At 45.8% G+C, this 17,773-nt stretch carries 17 protein-coding genes; 15 read left to right on the top strand and 2 right to left on the bottom strand.

The window, feature by feature from the left end; genetic code table 11:
- The first annotated feature begins 37 nt into the window (after positions 1–37).
- From EVJ23_RS04405 to EVJ23_RS04390, 4 genes are all read left to right on the top strand, one after another.
- The gene (locus tag EVJ23_RS04405; protein WP_236641220.1) at positions 38–907 is read left to right on the top strand and encodes a YihY/virulence factor BrkB family protein; all 870 of its coding nucleotides are present in this window, start codon (positions 38–40) and stop codon (positions 905–907) included.
- 102 nt (positions 908–1,009) lie between these two features.
- Positions 1,010–1,933: an LCP family glycopolymer transferase gene (locus EVJ23_RS04400; protein WP_131464939.1), complete on the top strand. Its 924-nt coding sequence runs from the start codon at positions 1,010–1,012 to the stop codon at positions 1,931–1,933.
- An 85-nt stretch (positions 1,934–2,018) separates the two neighbouring features.
- On the top strand, positions 2,019–3,215 hold the full coding sequence (locus EVJ23_RS04395; protein ID WP_131464427.1) for an alpha-amylase family protein: 1,197 nt from the start codon (positions 2,019–2,021) through the stop codon (positions 3,213–3,215).
- 127 nt (positions 3,216–3,342) lie between these two features.
- Positions 3,343–3,705, top strand: a complete 363-nt coding sequence (locus EVJ23_RS04390) for a hypothetical protein (RefSeq protein WP_131464424.1) — start codon at positions 3,343–3,345, stop codon at positions 3,703–3,705.
- A 25-nt stretch (positions 3,706–3,730) separates the two neighbouring features.
- Here EVJ23_RS04390 and galE read toward each other — a convergent pair whose 3' ends face one another.
- Both galE and EVJ23_RS04380 read right to left on the bottom strand, forming a co-directional pair.
- Positions 3,731–4,747, bottom strand: a complete 1,017-nt coding sequence (gene galE, locus EVJ23_RS04385) for a UDP-glucose 4-epimerase GalE (protein WP_131464421.1) — start codon at positions 4,745–4,747, stop codon at positions 3,731–3,733.
- Positions 4,748–4,774: 27 nt separating this feature from the next.
- The gene (locus EVJ23_RS04380; protein WP_131464418.1) at positions 4,775–5,959 is read right to left on the bottom strand and encodes a flagellar basal body-associated FliL family protein; all 1,185 of its coding nucleotides are present in this window, start codon (positions 5,957–5,959) and stop codon (positions 4,775–4,777) included.
- Positions 5,960–6,153: 194 nt separating this feature from the next.
- On the opposite strand from EVJ23_RS04380, the gene EVJ23_RS04375 reads away from it, so the two are divergent.
- The 11 genes from EVJ23_RS04375 (at position 6,154) to EVJ23_RS04325 (ending at position 17,760) form a co-directional block, all read left to right on the top strand.
- Positions 6,154–6,879, top strand: a complete 726-nt coding sequence (locus tag EVJ23_RS04375; protein ID WP_131458539.1) for a YveK family protein — start codon at positions 6,154–6,156, stop codon at positions 6,877–6,879.
- Complete coding sequence (locus tag EVJ23_RS04370; RefSeq protein ID WP_070328404.1) at positions 6,872–7,588, top strand: CpsD/CapB family tyrosine-protein kinase; 717 nt, start codon at positions 6,872–6,874, stop codon at positions 7,586–7,588. The genes EVJ23_RS04375 and EVJ23_RS04370 overlap by 8 nt, the downstream gene beginning before the upstream one ends.
- Before the next feature lie 15 nt (positions 7,589–7,603).
- On the top strand, positions 7,604–8,371 hold the full coding sequence (locus EVJ23_RS04365) for a tyrosine-protein phosphatase (RefSeq protein ID WP_131464415.1): 768 nt from the start codon (positions 7,604–7,606) through the stop codon (positions 8,369–8,371).
- Between the two features lie 219 nt (positions 8,372–8,590).
- Entirely contained in the window at positions 8,591–9,490 is a 900-nt protein-coding gene (gene galU / locus EVJ23_RS04360) for a UTP--glucose-1-phosphate uridylyltransferase GalU (RefSeq protein WP_131464412.1), read from the top strand.
- A 76-nt stretch (positions 9,491–9,566) separates the two neighbouring features.
- Positions 9,567–11,399: a polysaccharide biosynthesis protein gene (locus EVJ23_RS04355; RefSeq protein ID WP_131464937.1), complete on the top strand. Its 1,833-nt coding sequence runs from the start codon at positions 9,567–9,569 to the stop codon at positions 11,397–11,399.
- A gap of 16 nt (positions 11,400–11,415) precedes the next feature.
- A complete protein-coding gene (locus EVJ23_RS04350; RefSeq protein WP_131464409.1) occupies positions 11,416–12,048 on the top strand; it encodes a sugar transferase in 633 nt (210 codons plus the stop codon).
- Positions 12,045–12,908, top strand: a complete 864-nt coding sequence (locus EVJ23_RS04345; RefSeq protein WP_131464406.1) for an NAD-dependent epimerase/dehydratase family protein — start codon at positions 12,045–12,047, stop codon at positions 12,906–12,908. The genes EVJ23_RS04350 and EVJ23_RS04345 overlap by 4 nt, the downstream gene beginning before the upstream one ends.
- The gene (locus EVJ23_RS04340; protein WP_131464403.1) at positions 12,905–13,999 is read left to right on the top strand and encodes a glycosyltransferase family 4 protein; all 1,095 of its coding nucleotides are present in this window, start codon (positions 12,905–12,907) and stop codon (positions 13,997–13,999) included. The genes EVJ23_RS04345 and EVJ23_RS04340 overlap by 4 nt, the downstream gene beginning before the upstream one ends.
- Before the next feature lie 24 nt (positions 14,000–14,023).
- The gene (locus EVJ23_RS04335) at positions 14,024–15,145 is read left to right on the top strand and encodes a glycosyltransferase (RefSeq protein ID WP_131464400.1); all 1,122 of its coding nucleotides are present in this window, start codon (positions 14,024–14,026) and stop codon (positions 15,143–15,145) included.
- Between the two features lie 36 nt (positions 15,146–15,181).
- On the top strand, positions 15,182–16,618 hold the full coding sequence (locus EVJ23_RS04330; protein ID WP_131464397.1) for an oligosaccharide flippase family protein: 1,437 nt from the start codon (positions 15,182–15,184) through the stop codon (positions 16,616–16,618).
- Positions 16,615–17,760 (top strand): glycosyltransferase family 4 protein, encoded by a 1,146-nt coding sequence (locus EVJ23_RS04325; protein ID WP_161567007.1) that lies wholly within the window; start codon positions 16,615–16,617, stop codon positions 17,758–17,760. The genes EVJ23_RS04330 and EVJ23_RS04325 overlap by 4 nt, the downstream gene beginning before the upstream one ends.
- The last annotated feature ends 13 nt before the right edge of the window (positions 17,761–17,773 follow it).

Raw genomic sequence — 17,773 nt, 5'->3', positions numbered from 1 at the left:
CATCCAAAGCGGATGGGGCGTTTTAATTTGTGCGATAATGAAAAGAAAAGGGGTGACCCGTGTGCTCGACCGACTGATCCGTCTCATCATCGACGTCCGCCATCGCTTCAAAGACCATCACATCAACGACTATAGCGCCACGCTCGCCTTCTTCTGGTTTCTCGCCATCTTCCCGACGTTCGTCCTGTTGTTCGCCGTCATGGCGTGGCTCGGGATTGACGACGCCCTGTTGATCGAGCAGATCGAGATCTTGATCCCGGGCGCGAGCGTGCGTGATATGCTGTCGGTCGTCTATGACGTCAGCGGCGACATCAACGCCGGGCTCATCTCGGTCGGTGCCATCATCGCCGTCTGGTCGGCCTCGAACGGGGCGGCCCGGCTCGTCAAGCTGACCGTGTTCGCCTACGGCGAGACCGAGGCGCGCAGCTACATCGTCCGTCGGCTCATCGGGCTGTTGACGCTCGTCGCCTTCAGCGTCGGCGCCGTCATCTTGATCGTGTTCCACATCTTCGGCCGCGAGTTCGTTGAGCTCATGTACGCGTGGTTCCCGATGCTCGAGGAGTTTGAACGGTTGGCGACGCTCGCCCGGTATACCGTCTCGACCGTCATCCTCATCTTCGCGTTCTCGCTGTTTTATAAGTTCGCGCCCCAGCAACACGTCACATTCACGGAGACGCTCCCAGGCGCCACTTTCGCCGTCATCTCGTGGCAGCTGTTGTCGACCGGCTACAGCATCTACGTCGACCAGTTCTCGATGTTCGGCGACACGTACGGGACGATTGGGGTCGTCATCTTGCTGCAGATCTGGCTCTACTTGACGGCGGCGACGATGCTGCTCGGGGCGGAGATCAACGCGGCTTGGCCTGGTCATATGCGACGCCGGCCTCAGCGCACACATTTCCCATGAAAATCCGAAAGAAATCGTTAGCATTTTTTGGCAACGTGCTATAATACTACACGGTAAGCGGGAATTATTCATACTATAGATTTAATGAAAGCAGGTGGTCTGATGGCGAGACATCGCAAGAAATCATCATGGAAGAAATGGGTATTGCTCACAGTAGGCGTCATGACCGTCATCCTCATCGCCGGCGGACTGTTCGTCTGGTCGATGTACCGGGACGTCAATGAGACGGTGACACGGGTGAACGATAATTTAGAAATCTCTGAAGAACGCAAACAAGTACAGACGATCGAAGAGAAACGGTCCGTATCGGTCCTCCTCCTCGGCGTCGACCGCCGCGGCACTGAGCAAGGGCGGAGCGACTCGATCATCGTCATGACGCTCAACCCGGAGACGGACGAAGGGGCGATGCTCAGTATCCCGCGGGATACAAAGACGGAGATCGTCGGGCGCGGGATGCGTGACAAGATCAACCACGCCTACGCGTTCGGTGGGGCCGAGATGGCGATGGATACGGTCGAAGGACTCTTAGACATCCCGATCGACTACGTCGTCGAGACGGACATGGAGGCGTTCACCGAGGTCGTCGACGCGCTCGGCGGCATCACGGTGACGAACAACTTCGCGTTCGCATCGGACGGTTACTCGTATCCGGTCGGTGAAGTGGAGTTGACGGGTGAGTCGGCATTGTCGTATACGCGCATGCGTTACAACGACCCGAACGGAGACTTCGGCCGCCAAGAGCGGCAACGCGCTGTCGTCGCGGCCATCGTCGAGAAAGGGCGTTCCGACTTCTCGGTCGATAAAGTGACGAAATTGTTGGACGTCGCCGGCAACCGTGCCAAGACGAACATCGAGTTCAACGAGCTCGTCGGTCTGTCGACGGACTACATGCAGGCGTTCCGCAACGCCAGCACGCTCCGGATCGAAGGGGCGGGCGGGCTAGAGTCAGACGGTATTTATTACTGGAACCCAAATCCGGACTCGCTCGCAAGCGTCCAGACCGAACTGAAGCGTTTGATGGACTGAAGTCGCCCTCGGGTGGCTTTTTTCGTGCGTTTGAAACGGGCACATCGGTGGGACTGTTAATAGAGACAGTACTAGGAGGGATCACATGATTTGGGACAAACTTGAACCGATAATCAACCGACTCGAAGACGATCATACAACCGACGACTGGCGCCGTCTGTTCGACAAGTGGGCCGGCCACACGTGGCATGACCACGAGGCGCCGAGCGAACTGACGAGCGTCCTCATCGTCGACGCGAACGCCGTCACGACGGACGGGACGCAAGACCTCGACGCGCTGCACACGCTATTGAAAGACCACGTCCGATCGTCGATCAGCGACTTGTATCTCGTGTCGCTGTTCCCGCATCAAGTGAAGCCGACCGACACGGCCGTCAACCCGCGCATCCGTCTGTTCGAGGACCTCGGGCGCTTCCACGACGAGTTCGATCTCATGTATGAGATGACGCCGGACGTCTATAACGAGCTGCAAGTCGATTTGCTCGACGAGACCGACGCGTTCATCGAACGGCTCGCGCAAGGGGCGACGAAAGTACGCGTCCACGTCCAATCGTTTCGGGGCATGCCCGAGGAGCGGATCAAGCACGTGCTCGAACTATGGCAATTGATTCTCCACCACTATAAACCGCACGGGCAGCTCGTCCTCGCCTATGAAGGGGACGCCGACCGGACCGGTTCTTATTTCGAAGTCGCCGACGTCATCTGTCACTTCGACTTGGCGTCCCATACGCTGCTCGCTTTCGCCCAAGGCAACGCCAAAGGGTTGACCGACTGGGCCGACCATATCGAGGCACCCGAGGACGGCAAGACGTACTTCAACTTCTTGTCGACCCCGGAGCGGGACCCGTTCGAGAAGAACTTGCTCGAGCCGTCGGTCGACATGTTGCTCGCCGCCCATAGCGTCCTGTTCTCGCTCCAAGGCATCCCGGCCGTCGATTACCGGACGCTGCTCGGGGTGACGACGCCGGTCGAGCGGGCCGCGCTCGTCCAAGAGTTGAAGACGGACCCGTACCGCCTGCAAGTGTTCTCCGGCATCTTGAGCCAGCTGAACGTCAAGCGGACGCATCCGGCCTTCTCGCCGTACGCCGAGCAGCGCATCGTCGCGACGGACAAACGCGTGTTCACGGTCGAGCGGAGCGGGGGAGGCGAGACACTTCTACTCTATACGAACGTGTCGGACGAACGGGTCGTCATCGCTGCGAGCGGGACGAACTTGTTCACGGGAGAATGGGTCGAGGCGGTCGTGCTCGAGGCGTACGACTTCATGTGGCTCAAACAATAATAGGGCTTTTGAACCAAAAATCATTTTTGGTTAATAGTCGTATTGACGCATTCGATGTTTAGGTAGAAAATGGAATAGAAGGAAGTTCTATGACATACACGACCATACACCGAAGGAGCGGATTTCCATGAATCAACCTTTATTCGCGTATTTGTTCGGCTTGACGCTACAGTCGTTTCTCTATTGGATGTTTGCCACGCTGTTCATCGCCTTGGTCGGCTACGTCGCCCTCTACGTATGGGACCGTGACGTCGCCAATCAATACCGATCGCTTTGGCGCAAGGGCTATTACCTGACGTTCGGCGCCTTCGTCTTGTTCGGCTTCATCGTCGGTGAGTTCGCCATCGACGCCGCGTGGACGCTCGCGGGAATCGCCATCTTGATCGTCGTCCTCGACTACGGCGTGCTCGGGGCGCGGGAGCGACAAGATGTGATAGAAGAAGAACTGATAGAAGAAGACATGACAAAACCCCTTACGGAAGAACGATAACTCGTTCTCGCGTAAGGGGTTTTTCTTATGCCCGGTAACCGTTCGGGTTGTTCGCTTGCCAGTTCCAGGCGTCGCGGCACATGGCGCGGACGTCGTGTTTCGCTTCCCAGCCGAGCGCGTCTTTCGACTTTGTCGGGTCGGCGTAGCAGCTGCCGATGTCGCCTGGGCGACGCGGCGTCACTTTATACGGGACAGTTTTTCCACTCTCCGCCTCGAAAGCCTTGACGAGGTCGAGCACGCTGTAGCCCGTTCCGGTCCCGAGGTTGAACGCCTCGGCGCCGGTGTGGTCCATGACGTAGTCGAGCGCCTTCAAGTGGCCTTCCGCCAAGTCGACGACGTGAATGTAGTCGCGGACGCCGGTGCCGTCCGGTGTGTCGTAGTCGTCACCGAACACGCTCAGTTCGCTCAGGCGGCCGACGGCGACTTGCGTGATGTACGGCATCAAGTTGTTCGGCACGTCGAACGGGTCCTCACCGATCTGGCCTGACTCATGGGCGCCGATCGGGTTGAAGTAGCGGAGGAGCGCGATGCTCCATGACGGGTCGGCGACGGCCAAGTCGCGCATGATGTCTTCGATCATCAGTTTCGTGCGGCCGTACGGGTTCGTCGCGCTGAGCGGGAACGATTCGTCGATCGGGGTCCGTTCCGGCATGCCGTACACGGTCGCCGACGAGCTGAAGACGATTCGTTTCACGTCGAACGCATTCATCACGTCGAGCAGGACGGTCGTCCCGACGACGTTGTTCTCGTAATAGCGGAGCGGCTCGTTCACCGATTCGCCGACAGCTTTCAGTCCGGCGAAATGGATGACGGCGTCGATCGTATGTTTCAAGAAGATCTGTTCCAATAACTCCCGGTCGAGGATGTCGCCGAGATAAAACTCGACCGTTTTACCGGTCAGCGCCTCGACGCGGTCGAGCGCCTCACGGCGGCTGTTCGACAAGTTGTCGAGGACGATGACGTCGTGTCCGGTCTCAAGTAGTTGGAGGACGGTGTGGGTGCCGATGTAGCCGGCACCACCTGTAACTAAAATTGTAGTCATGGGGATTACTCCTTCCGAAGAAAACTATTATTTTTCTGTCAAACGCACGCGGGTCTGTCCGTTCGTGCCGATAAATAAGCGGAGCGAGTACGTCTCGCTCTCATAGACGAGCGCGTCGCTCGTCTCGATGACTGGTTCACCGAGCGGGTCGAACGCCTCACGCGCGAGTTGCGTGTTCGTCCAGTCGATGGCGTGGACTTGGTCGTCTTGGATGACGAAGAAGCCGCCGTTGTAGAACGCATAGGCGTTCAAGGCGTCGGTCTCACGACCGTACGGTGCGCCGAGCGTCTCGGTGAGTGCGGCCTCGTTCATCGCGAAGAAATCAGGGAGCGCTTCACCAAGCCAAGCGTTGTCTAGGTTCGTCTCGGCCCAGTCGAGCAGCGTACTGTCAGTCAGGTCGCGTGACGGCCAGTCGGTCGTGACGGCGTCGAGTGCGACCCAAGCCGTCGTGCCGTCGAGGTCGACTTCGACATGATCGTCTTGTTCGTTCACAATCTCGTAGCGATCGCCGATATCTCCTATATAGGTGACTGTCGTGCCGTTCGGTTCGCTGACGAGGTTGACGTTTTTGGTCGCCAGCCAGACGTAGTTCGTCTCCGGTTGTTCGACGACCGGTTCCGGTTCAGGCGCCGGGGCTTCGACTTCCGTTGTCTCGCTCGGCTCAAACAGCGCCGCTACATATGGATACCCGATATAGCCGCCGCCTAATAAGATCGCGACGAGCAACAGGCCACCGAGCCATTTGCCTTTCTTCTTACGGGGGCGGGCCGGTTCAATTCGCTTGGCCCGTTCGGCGCGTGACGGGACCGGTGTCTCTGGTACGTAACGCGGCTTCTGAGCCGGTGCTGCTGGTTGTGGCGTTCTTTCCGATGCGGCGTCTTCCGTTGTCTCGTTGACGACTGTCTTGTCAACCGTGATCGGTTGCGGCACCGTCGCTTCTTTGTTCAGCACCCGATCATGCTTCTCGAGTAAAGACACATAATATGGAAGGAACGTGGCATCTTTCTTCCCGTCTTTGATCCAGGCCGTGAAGTCGGCCGCTGATTTTTCGTCGGTCGGGAGTGAGGCTTTCGTCGCACCGGTCAGTTCTTCAAAAGAAACGGTCAACGATTTGCCGTCCCCTAGATTTTGTTTGATTAAAGTTTGCAATTTTGTACGTGTCGACGCATCGACATCGGCATATAGCTGGAGTAGGCGCTCACTAACGTGCACTATTGTCTCCCCCTTTTGTAAAGTTATTCCTTTCAAAGTTTAGCAGATTTGCATGCCAAAAAACCCAATTTTTAAAAAATGGGTCATCACGGGAGAGAATTTTTGCTATAATGTTTTGGTATTGTCAGTAAAAATATTATTTGCGGAAATTTTCCAGTCGTGATTTTACAGAATAGAGGAGAGAGAACACGAATATGAATGAAGAAACGATTTCCCTTGGAGAACTGTTCTCCATCTTGAAGCGGAGCAAATGGCTCATCGCAAGTTTAGCACTTATCGCGGCACTCATCGCCTTCCTCGTCAGCTCGTACGTCATCCAACCGACGTATGAGGCGTCGACACAAGTGCTCGTCGCACCGAAAGAGACACAAAACAACATGATCGACACCGGCCAAGTCCAGTCGTCGGTCGCGCTCGTCAACACGTACCGCGTCATCATCCAAAGCCCGGCCATCTTAGAGCCGGTCCAAGAGAACGTCGTCGGTGCCCCGGAGGACATCAGTAACTTGATTACCGTCAACAGCGAACAAAACTCGCAAGTCATCAACATTGCGGTCCAACATACGAACCCGGTGCTCGCAACAGATATCGCCAACGAGATCAGCACGGTGTTCTCGAAAGAAGTGAAAGAATTAATGAGCGGCGTCGACAACGTCAAAGTGTTGTCGGATGCGTCCGTACCGATGCTTCCGGTCAGCCCGAACATCTTGCTCAATACGGCGATCGCGACCGTGCTCGGCTTGATGATCGGAGTCGCTATCGCCTTCCTCAAAGTCGTGCTCGACCGTCGCATCAAGACGGAGCAAGACGTCGAGACGATTTTAGAACTCCCGGTATTAGGGTCGATCCCGGTCATTGACCGTGTCGAGATGCAGCAACAACGCCAAGCGAAAGTGAAAGGTGAAGAAGTCCATGTTTAATTTCGGGAAAAAGAAACACAAACATATCAAATACGACAAGACCGGACGCGACTTGATCACAGTCCACAAACCGAAGTCGCCGATCTCTGAGCAATACCGGACGATCCGGACGAACCTCGAGTTCACGGCCGTCGATGACGACTTACAGACGATGGTCATCACATCTGCCTCGTCTGGTGAAGGCAAGTCGACGACATCATCGAACCTCGCCGTCGTCTATGCCCAGCAAGGCAAGCGCGTCTTACTCGTCGACTGCGACATGCGCCGCCCGACGGCCCACTTCACGTTCCGTCTATCGAACGGGATCGGACTGTCGACCGTCCTCGCCAAGAAGACGACGATCGAGAAAGCGACGCATTCGACACAAGTCGAGAACTTGGACTTGATGGCGGCGGGACCGATCCCGCCGAACCCTTCTGAGTTATTGTCGTCGAAGACGATGGACCGCGTGCTCGAAGAGTTGAAGACGAATTACGACATCATCATTTTAGACGCCCCGCCGATGATGCAAGTCGCCGACACACGCGTCCTCGCCCGGAAAGTAGACGGCGTCGTCCTCGTCGTCGGATGCGACAAGTCGGACCGCCAGATGGTCGTCAAAGCGAAAGAACAATTGACGCTCGCCGAGGCCCATATCCTCGGTGTCGTCTTGAATAAGCGTGAGCCGCAAGGCAGCGACGATTACTATTACTACTACGCCTATGAGTAAAAAGGAGACAACGCCATGATCGATATCCATTGTCACTTGCTCCCGGCCGTCGATGACGGACCGGAGACGGTCGAACAAGCGGTAGAAATGGCGAAGCGCGCGGCAAGCGAAGGGGTGACCGCAATCGTGGTCACCCCCCACGCGTTTCACCCCCAGTTCGAGACGGACGAGTTGAACGTCCACAACGCCGTCGCCAAGCTTCAAGACGTATTGCGCCATGAGGGCATCGCGCTTGACCTGTACGCTGGGCAAGAGATTCGCGTGTTCGGCGAGTTAGTCGAGGCGCTCGAGCAAGGCCAGGCGCTCTCGCTCGCCAGCTCGCGTTACGTCCTCGTCGAGTTTCCGAGCGACTCTGTCCCGGCCTACGCCGAGCAACTGTTCTTCGGACTGCAGACAGAAGGTTACACGCCGGTCATCGCCCACCCGGAGCGCAACAAAGAGTTCGCGACGAACCCGAAACGCTTGATGGACTTCGTGTCGTCTGGTGCCTTGTCGCAAATCACGACGGGCAGTCTGACGGGTGAGTTCGGACAGAACGTGCAAGACCTCGCCTTTATGTTCCTTCGTAACGGACTGAGTCACTTGATCGCCTCGGACGCCCACAGCACCGGCCGCCGCACATTCTATTGGGATGACGCCAAAGCCGCTATCACAAAAGAACTCGGCCAAGACAAGTGGGACACGTACGTCGGCAACGCCGAGGCGGTCCTGAAAGACGAGTTCGTCTTCATCGACCCCCCAATTCTTCCAATTAAAAATTGGAGAGGGAAATGGAAGAAATGATTTCCCTTTATTAACAATAAACGGTTGACAACTAGGTTATCATTATGATTTTTGTCGACATCTGTCGAACGATTTTATGTTTTAATTTCCTTTCCTTGGTTTTTTAGGTGGATAGAACGTGATACCCTTAATTTATAATTTTTTTAAAGGATGGTAGATTCATCCTTTTTTCTATGGGTTAGACATAATAGAAAGAACCATCCAAGAGGAGTGGGATATATGACAATTAAACGAGTAAAAAAAGCCGTCATTCCGGCAGCTGGTCTCGGGACGCGTTTCTTACCGGCGACAAAAGCAATGCCAAAAGAGATGTTGCCGATCGTTGACAAACCGACAATCCAATACATCATTGAAGAAGCGGTTGAGTCAGGGATTGAAGACATTTTGATTGTAACCGGTAAAGGCAAGCGAGCCATCGAGGACCACTTCGACTCGGTACCAGAGCTCGAACAACAATTGATTGAGAAAGGGAAGTCGGAGTTTTTGAAGCTCGTCGAGGAGACGACGAACATTAACATCCACTTCATCCGTCAATCGAAGCCGCGAGGACTCGGTCACGCCGTGCTCCAAGCAAAAGCGTTCGTCGGCGACGAGCCGTTCGTCGTCATGCTTGGGGACGACATCGTCCAAGCGGATGTGCCATGTACACGTCAATTGATTGAACAGTACAACAAGACAGAGAGTTCGATCATCGGTGTCCAACCGGTATCGCGTGACGTGACGCACCGTTATGGCATCGTCGACATTCAGTCATCGCTTGAAGGCGGGTTACATAAAGTCGAGTCGTTCGTCGAAAAACCGGCACCAGGAACGGAACCGTCGAACTTGGCGATTCTCGGTCGTTACTTGTTCACGCCGCAAATTTTTAAATTTTTAGAGACACAAGCGCCGGGTGCGGGTGGCGAGATTCAGTTGACGGATGCGATCACACGGTTAAACGAAGTCCAGCGCGTATTCGCTTTTGAATTCACAGGTAAGCGCTATGACGTCGGGGAAAAGCTCGGCTTTATCCAGACGACGTTAGAATTCGCCTTGGCACGTGAAGACTTACGAGACGATGTCTTAAAGATGATGACGCAGTTAGTAGAAGAACAGTCTTCTATGAGTGCGATCAACTGAAAGGGAGGGAAAACGATTGTCCATTCCTGAACTAGGTCGAAAGTCGTTACGGACGAGTATATTGGTCATCCTCGATATGGCAGCAATCTTATCGTCGATGGTCGTCACTTATTTTTTCTTGTATCCAGTCGAATTCATTCAAAATATTGATCAAAATCATTTTATTGAGTCAGCCATTTTATATAGTGCGTTATTTATCGTCATGGCCGGTGTCAGCCGGCTATATCGTGTCGCTTGGCGCTTTGCGAGTATGTCTGAGGCGATCCGTCTCGCGATGACGCTTTTGTTGAGTACGATTACTCTTTATCTCATCCAGTTCGCCGTGTATGGCGAAGCGATGGAGCGGATGTTGTTCCTCAGTTTTTGCTTATCTCTTCTATTATTAGGTGGCATCCGTTTAGGGTCACGTATTTACGTGACGTGGAAACACGATCAGCTTTCAATTTTGCGTGGTCGCAATATGAAACGTCGTAAAGATGAGAAACGGACGCTCATCATTGGAGCGGGTCAAGCCGGTCGCATGCTCGTCCGTCAGATCAATCAGTCGGATAATCACCGGATGAATCCGATTGGCTTTATTGATGACAACCGTCACCTGCAGACGCTTACCGTCAACGGGGTCAAAGTCGTCGGGACAGTCGATAAGTTAGAAGATATCGTTGAGAAGGAAGCAGTCGATAAAATCGTCTTTGCCATTCCGTCGATGAAATATCAAGAGCGATTAGCCATCATCAAGCGGGCGAAAGCTGTTTGTACGAACGTGCATACGTTGCCGATGATTGAAGAAGTCGCAGCTGGTAAGGTCGCCGTCAATCAAATGCGTCAAGTGTCGATTGAAGATTTGCTCGGCCGCGAACCGGTCGAACTTGATATCTCGGGTATTCAATCTGAGGTCGAAGGTAAAACGGTGCTCGTTACCGGTGCTGGCGGTTCAATCGGATCAGAGATTTGTCGTCAAATTTTAAAGTTTAAACCAGAGCGCTTGTTGCTGCTCGGACACGGTGAAAACAGTATTTATTTAATTGAGCGTGAGTTGCGGGAGTTAAACTTAGATGTAGAACTCATTCCAATCATTGCCGACGTCCAAGACGTCGAACGGTTGCGTGACGTCTTTATGACGCACTCACCACATCTTGTCTTCCATGCGGCAGCACACAAGCACGTGCCGTTAATGGAAGCGAATCCACATGAAGCAGTGAAAAATAATATTTACGGCACGAAAAACGTCGCCGAGATGGCGGATGAATATGGTGCGGCCCGCTTCGTCATGATCTCGACGGACAAAGCAGTTAACCCGACGAACGTCATGGGCTCGACAAAACGAGTTGCCGAGATGATCATTCAAAACTTGGCGAAGACGAGTCGGACAAAATACGCCGTCGTGCGTTTCGGCAACGTGTTAGGAAGCCGCGGTTCGGTCATTCCGCTATTTAAATCGCAAATTGAGAAGGGCGGTCCCGTTACGGTGACACACCCTGATATGACCCGATACTTCATGACAATTCCGGAAGCAAGCCGTCTCGTTATTCAAGCTGGTACGCTCGCTGACGGTGGCGAAGTGTTCGTCCTTGATATGGGGGAACCCGTGAAGATTGTCGACCTTGCCCGTAACATGATCAAATTGAGCGGGTTCACGGAAGAGCAAATCCCGATTGCTTTTAGCGGGATTCGTCCTGGTGAGAAGATGTTTGAGGAGCTGCTGAAAGAAGGCGAAGTCCATCCTGAAGCAGTGTACCCCAAAATCTTTACTGGGATTGTGACCGAAGAGACAAATTTGGACGAGAAGTTAGCACGCATGAACGAATTGAAAACGAGCGAAGGGCTTGGTTTGTATCTAGTTAACTGGGCAAATGATTGTTTAGATTTAAATAATATGAACGTAAATAAAGACGTACGCGAGACCGTCTAAAAGTGGAGTGTGAATGATGAAGTATAGCGAGCAAAAACGAAAAATCGACTTTATTCTTTCTTTGATTGGATTAATTGTCCTGTCGCCATTGTTTATCGGAATTATGATTGCAATCAAACTTGAATCAAAAGGTCCGGTCTTCTTCAAACAAAAACGTGTCGGACTTTATCAATCGCACTTCAATATTTTAAAGTTTCGCACGATGCGCATCGATGCACCGAAAGATACGCCGACTCATTTACTAGCAGATCCAGAACAATACATCACGAAAACCGGAAAGTTTCTTCGGAAAACGAGTCTCGATGAATTACCACAGATTATTAACATTTTAAAAGGTGAGATGGCTATGATTGGTCCTCGTCCAGCGCTTTGGAATCAGTATGATTTGATTGAAGAACGTGAGAAATATGGAGCAAATGACGTCTTACCAGGTTTGACAGGGTGGGCTCAAATAAATGGACGTGATGAATTACCAATTTTACTTAAAGCAAAACTAGATGGCGAGTACCGAAATAACATCTCACTATTTATGGATGTTCGATGTTACTTTGGGACGGTGTGGGCAGTATTTAAAAGTAAAGGTGTAATAGAAGGAAAGCAAAAGCAAATAATTACAGATTTAGCTTCGAATAAGGAAGAAAATCAATGAAAAAAATCTTAATAACAGGTGAAAATAGTTACGTAGGAAATTCATTTCAAACATTTCTCTTAAATAATTACCCTCGGAAATATAGTATAGAAAAATTAAGTCTGCGTAATCAAAATTGGAAAAAACAAAATCTTGAAGGATATGATGCTGTAGTTCATGTTGCAGCAATTGTTCACAAAAAGGAAACTGAAAATAGTTTAGAGTTCTATCGGAAAATCAACAGAGATTTAACCTATGAAATTGCTCGAAAAGCAAAAAATGATAAAGTACCGCATTTTATTTTTATTAGTACTATGAGTGTCTATGGTAAAAAAAGTGGCATAATTGATCAGGAAACCGAACTGAAACCAAATACAAATTATGGTATTTCGAAACTTGAAGCGGAAGAGAGGTTGCAACAACTGCAAGATCAAAATTTCAATATCACTATTGTGCGGCCCCCGATGATTTACGGAAAACGTTGTGGTGGTAATTATAATAGACTTTCTAAATTTTCTATAATTAGTCCTGTTTTTATTCAAGCGGATAACCAGCGAAGTATGATATTTATAGATAATTTATCAGAGTATTTAAGAATCATGATTGAAAACAAAGTAATTGGAATAGTCCATGTACAAAATAAAGAATATATTAATACTTCTGATATGTACAAAGCTATTAGAGAAGTACATGAAAAAAAAATTTTGGTTATAAAAGCACCTGAATTTTTAAGAAAAATTATGAATTCTAATAATTTTTTAAACAAAATATTTGGGGATTTAGTTTACTCTAAAAAAATATCGTTTGATATTGAAGATTATGAAGATATATTATTTTCAGATTTAGAAACATCTATAAGATTGACGGAGGATATAACTTGAAAAAAGTAGTTATTTTATCAAATCACGATGCTTACACTTATAATTTCCGTAAGGAAATTATTCAAAAGTTTTTAGATGAAGGTTATGAAACTTATATTGTATTACCTTATGGGCCAAAAGTAGAAGCGTTAAAGGAATTAGGTTGCAAATTTATTAATGTGAATTTCGAAAGAAGAGGGAAAAACTTATTTAAAGAATTAACCTTATTAAAAGAATATTATAAAATATTAAAGGGAATTCAACCTACAGCTGTTTTTTCTTACACAATTAAGCCAAATATGTATGGAGGAATAGTATGTAATTTGTTAGACATTCCTTTTATACCAAACGTAACAGGACTAGGGTCAGTCTTTGAAAAAGACACGCTACTCCAAAAGAGTGTTTTAAAAGTCTATAAATATATTTTTTCTAAAGCTACTTGTGTATTTTTTCAAAATAAAAATGATCAGTTAATTTTAAGAAGTAAAGGTGTGAAATTTTTAAAAAGCAAAGTAATACCTGGATCTGGTGTAAATACTTCATATTTCGATTTAATTCCATATCCTATGGAAGAAGATAAAACAGTATTTTTATATATATCAAGGATTATGAAAGAAAAAGGCATAGATCAATTCTTAGAAATGGCTAACTATATAAAGATCAAATATCCAACTACAAGTTTTCACGTATTAGGTTTTTGTGAAGAAGCTTACGAAAGTAAGTTGAGGGAGCATGAAGACAAAGGAATTATTACTTATCACGGAATGCAAAATGATGTTAGAAAATTCCATGAAATATCTCATTGTTTAGTTCATCCTTCCTTTTATCCTGAGGGAATGTCAAATGTTTTACTAGAGGCTGCTTCTTCAGCAAGACCTCTTATTACCACTAATAGAAATGGTTGCAAAGAAACTTTAGATAATCACGAGAGCGGTTTTTTAATTAAAGAAAAAGATACATTAGATTTAATTTCTAAGGTAGAGACGTTTTTAAACCTTAATAGAGAAAAACAAAAGGAAATGGGTTTAAACGGCAGAAAAAAAATGGTGGATGAATTTGATAGAGAAATAATTGTAGAACACTATATTAAGGTTTTGGAAGAAATAAAATAAAATTTATTATTAAAGAGGAATTAAATGAGAATGAATAACCCTATAAGAATATTACACGTAGTAGGTATTATGGATGCTGGAGGAGCAGAGACCCTCATAATGAACTTATTCAGAAACATAGATCGAAAAAGAATCATTTTTGATTTTGTAGTTCATTCACAGAAAGAGGGGTTTTATGACAAAGAAATTTTAAAGTTAGGTGGCAGAATTCACAGAGTTCCTAATTTTAATACTAAAAATTCAATTAATTATTGTATTTCCTGGAATACTTTTTTCAAGACTTTTAAAGAGTATAGAATCATACATTCGCATGTGAGAAGTACTGCGTCACTTTTTTTATGGATAGCTAGAAAACATGGGAAGCACACTATAATTCATAGTCATAATACTTCAAATGGTAAAGGGGTAAATGCATTCATTAAGGATTTTTTACAGATTCCTTTGAAATATATTGCTGATGACTTTTTTGCATGTTCAAGAGATGCAGGACATTATCTTTTTGGTGAAAAAATAATGTCTTCTAATAAGTGCGAAATATTACCTAACGCTATTGATATAAAAAAATTTTCTTATGAAGAGTCCGGTAGAAAAAAAGTTAGAGAAGAGTTAGGGATTAATGATAATCAGCTTGTTTTGGGTCATATAGGAAGATTTGAATATCAAAAAAATCATGACTATCTAATAGAAATTTTTTCTGAAGTTGTCAAAAATGATAATAAAGCAATTTTGCTTCTTATTGGTTCTGGTTCTCTATTAGATTCAATTAAACAAAAAGTAAAAGAAAAAAAAATCGAGGAAAATGTTCGGTTTTTGGGGTTACGTGCAGATACTAGTTCTTTGTTGAAGGGGATGGATATCTTTTTGTTTCCGTCACATTTCGAAGGACTACCAGTCACGCTAGTTGAAACTCAAGTAAGCGATTTAAAGTGCATAATTTCTGATGGTATTAGTAATGAAGTTGATTTTAAAATGGGGCACATAGATTATATTTCACTTAAAAAACCTCCTGAATTTTGGGCTAATGAAATATTGAACCGAAAAAATATATCAAGAAATAATTTAGAGCATAAGTTTAAAAAATATAATTTTAATATTACTTATTTAAGTGAGTGGCTTAGCGAATATTATATTATTAAACAAAATTGAATTAGGATTTGACTTTTTAGAAAAGAGATTCTATATATGCAGAATAAAATAGTATTCGAAAATGTGGCATATCTTTTCTTTAGTGATGTGCTTACAAGAATAATTACCGCAATCGTAGCAATAGCATTGGCAAGGTATTTAGGTGCAACAGAATACGGAATGATCAGTGTTGCTTTGGCGTTTTCTGTAGTTGCCGGATACTTTGCAGATTTAGGCTTAGCACATACTTTAATCCGTGAAGGGACTAAGAAAAATGCAGATTTAAACGTCTTAATGAGTAGCTACATCAAGGCAAGATTTCTATTTGGTGCAATTACTGCTCTCTTTAGCATTGGAATAATAGAATGGTTTTATGAAGATGCAGAATTTAAAATGATACTGTCATTTATGGTTCTTCCTATTATTTTAGGAGCTACCCTTCAAGGAATAGGAGCAGTGTACTTTCAAGTCACTCAAAAAATGAAATACACAGCACTTATTAGAGGCATGTCAGCATTAATAGCTTCAATCTCTTTGATTATAGGAATGCATCTAAACTTAGAAGTTCATATAATTTCAGTGATATATGGATTGTCAAGTATTATAGGTGGAATTATTTCATGTGGACTAGTTTTTAAACGGATTACATTTACAAGAAAATGGGATAAGAAGATCTTTAATCAATTATTAGTATTTTCTATTGGCGGTTTTGGTGTTATGACTATACCGCAGTTAGGACCTTTAGTTCTTGAAAAGGTCACTACAGTTACAGAAGTAGGTTTTTTTTCAGCGGCATATAGAATTCCTGCTGTACTCTATCAAGTACCAGGGATAATAGCAACTGCATTTTATCCTTTACTATTCAAATACGCGAATTCTAACAAAATGGATGAACATTTGAATTTAAGTATTCTCGAATTAAAAATAATGTCATTTATAGGGGCAGTCGTATCACTGCCATTCTTAATATACGCAGAGTGGTGGATTGTCATCATGTTTGGTGAAGAATGGGTGAGGTCATCTTACATTTTACAAATTCTATCAGTGATAGTGATTATTCAGTCCATAAACTATCCATTAGCAGATTCACTTACGACAAAAGGATATCAAAAGATAAGAACGAATTTAGTTCTCATAGCGATGTTTATTGGTATAGCTTTGTATATTAACCTAGGTGAACTTTATGGCGCTGTCGGCGGTGCGATTTCTGCAATAAGCATTGAACTATTTTTAATGGTAGGCTATTTGATTTTCAATCGAACAGGTGGAAAGATACTCTTTAAAGGAGCATCTTTGACGTTAGTATCTTTAGGAATTACTGTATCAGTTTCAAAAAGTTTAGAATTATCAATTCATCCATTTTTAGGATCAATATTAATTGTTTTTATATTTTGTTTAATACTGTTTACAATAGATAAACAGTTATCTAAATATGTTCTTGAAAAAGTATTATTAATAAAAAATATAATTAGTTATAAATGGAGGCAATCATGAAAATTATTATCGGTACTTCTTCAAATTTTGAAATAGGCGGAGTCAACTCTTATATGAATACATTAAATGATTCATTGATCAAACAAGGGTTAGAATCAGAACTTTTATTTCCAAATCAAACAACTTCTATTTGGAAAATGAGGTCTTTGATAAAAAGTTACGGAAATCGAGATAAAGCTCGGTGTGAATTAGTTGAATTAAGGAAAGGAAATATTGAAAAAAAACTTAGGAATAAAATCGAGAATAGTTCTTTAAAAAATGAAAAGATATTAGTTCATGCTCAAGATATTATATTTGCTAATACTATTAAAAATAATGATTTCCCTTTAATTTTGACAGTACACGGTCCAACGTCAAGAGAGGCCGTAATGTCGAACAAATCTGGGGAACTCTATTCAAAATATCTTATTGAGAATGAAAGACAAGCGTTTAAAAAAGCTGATCATATTATTGCGGTTGATACGGGTCAAAAAAATATAGTTATTGAAGATTTTGGGATTTCTCCTGATAAAATATCTGTTATATTAAACAGCGTAGACGTTGAAGTATTCAAGCCTAAAAAAGTTTTGGAAAACAAAAAAAATATATTTTTAGTTCCAAGAAGACTTGTTCCTAAAAATGGTGTAGATGTTGCAATTAAGGCATTTGAAAATCTAAAGAATAACGAATGCGAACTTTGGATTGCAGGAGATGGCCCTGAAAAGGAAAAATTAAAGCAAATGGTATGTGACATGCAGTTAGATGATCACGTGAAATTTTTAGGGACTGTGAAAACAGAAGAAATGGTAAACTTAATAAATCAATCTACAGGAGTTATTATTCCATCTGTACCGGTAAATGGGGTAGTGGAAGCTAGTTCGATTTCAGCATTAGAAGGAATGAGCGTCGGAAAACCTGTGATTGCTTCTGATATTGGTGGACTTTCTGAGTTAATATCCCATGAAGAAAATGGTCTACTGTTTAAATCTGGCGAAGCAAAAGAGTTAGCTAATCTGGTTCTAAAAACTATCGAGGATACTACCCTTCGAGAAAAATTATCTTACATGGCACGTAAAGTAGTTATAGAGCAATTTAGCAGTGAAATTTGGGTCAAAAAGAAAATGGAGATATACGAACAAGCACTATCAAAATATTACATCTGATTTTAAAAATAGA

Origin of the sequence: Exiguobacterium sp. SH1S1 (assembly GCF_004337245.1) — a bacterium.
Taxonomy (GTDB): Bacteria; Bacillota; Bacilli; order Exiguobacteriales; family Exiguobacteriaceae; genus Exiguobacterium; species Exiguobacterium aurantiacum_A.
The sequence above is the reverse complement of the archived record's forward strand: the minus strand, read 5'-3'. Positions and strand labels throughout refer to the sequence as shown.

What these genes read in the sequence shown, in the direction of transcription:
- EVJ23_RS04395 (WP_131464427.1), top strand. Translation starts at nt 2,019, where the DNA reads ATGATTTGGGACAAACTTGAACCGATAATCAACCGACTCGAAGACGAT.
- EVJ23_RS04390 (WP_131464424.1), top strand. Translation starts at nt 3,343, where the DNA reads ATGAATCAACCTTTATTCGCGTATTTGTTCGGCTTGACGCTACAGTCG.
- EVJ23_RS04355 (WP_131464937.1), top strand. Translation starts at nt 9,567, where the DNA reads ATGGCAGCAATCTTATCGTCGATGGTCGTCACTTATTTTTTCTTGTAT.
- EVJ23_RS04325 (WP_161567007.1), top strand. Translation starts at nt 16,615, where the DNA reads ATGAAAATTATTATCGGTACTTCTTCAAATTTTGAAATAGGCGGAGTC.
- EVJ23_RS04350 (WP_131464409.1), top strand. Translation starts at nt 11,416, where the DNA reads ATGAAGTATAGCGAGCAAAAACGAAAAATCGACTTTATTCTTTCTTTG.
- galU (WP_131464412.1), top strand. Translation starts at nt 8,591, where the DNA reads ATGACAATTAAACGAGTAAAAAAAGCCGTCATTCCGGCAGCTGGTCTC.
- galE (WP_131464421.1), bottom strand. Translation starts at nt 4,747, where the DNA reads ATGACTACAATTTTAGTTACAGGTGGTGCCGGCTACATCGGCACCCAC.
- EVJ23_RS04365 (WP_131464415.1), top strand. Translation starts at nt 7,604, where the DNA reads ATGATCGATATCCATTGTCACTTGCTCCCGGCCGTCGATGACGGACCG.
- EVJ23_RS04405 (WP_236641220.1), top strand. Translation starts at nt 38, where the DNA reads ATGAAAAGAAAAGGGGTGACCCGTGTGCTCGACCGACTGATCCGTCTC.
- EVJ23_RS04370 (WP_070328404.1), top strand. Translation starts at nt 6,872, where the DNA reads ATGTTTAATTTCGGGAAAAAGAAACACAAACATATCAAATACGACAAG.
- EVJ23_RS04335 (WP_131464400.1), top strand. Translation starts at nt 14,024, where the DNA reads ATGAGAATGAATAACCCTATAAGAATATTACACGTAGTAGGTATTATG.
- EVJ23_RS04345 (WP_131464406.1), top strand. Translation starts at nt 12,045, where the DNA reads ATGAAAAAAATCTTAATAACAGGTGAAAATAGTTACGTAGGAAATTCA.
- EVJ23_RS04400 (WP_131464939.1), top strand. Translation starts at nt 1,010, where the DNA reads ATGGCGAGACATCGCAAGAAATCATCATGGAAGAAATGGGTATTGCTC.
- EVJ23_RS04375 (WP_131458539.1), top strand. Translation starts at nt 6,154, where the DNA reads ATGAATGAAGAAACGATTTCCCTTGGAGAACTGTTCTCCATCTTGAAG.
- EVJ23_RS04330 (WP_131464397.1), top strand. Translation starts at nt 15,182, where the DNA reads ATGCAGAATAAAATAGTATTCGAAAATGTGGCATATCTTTTCTTTAGT.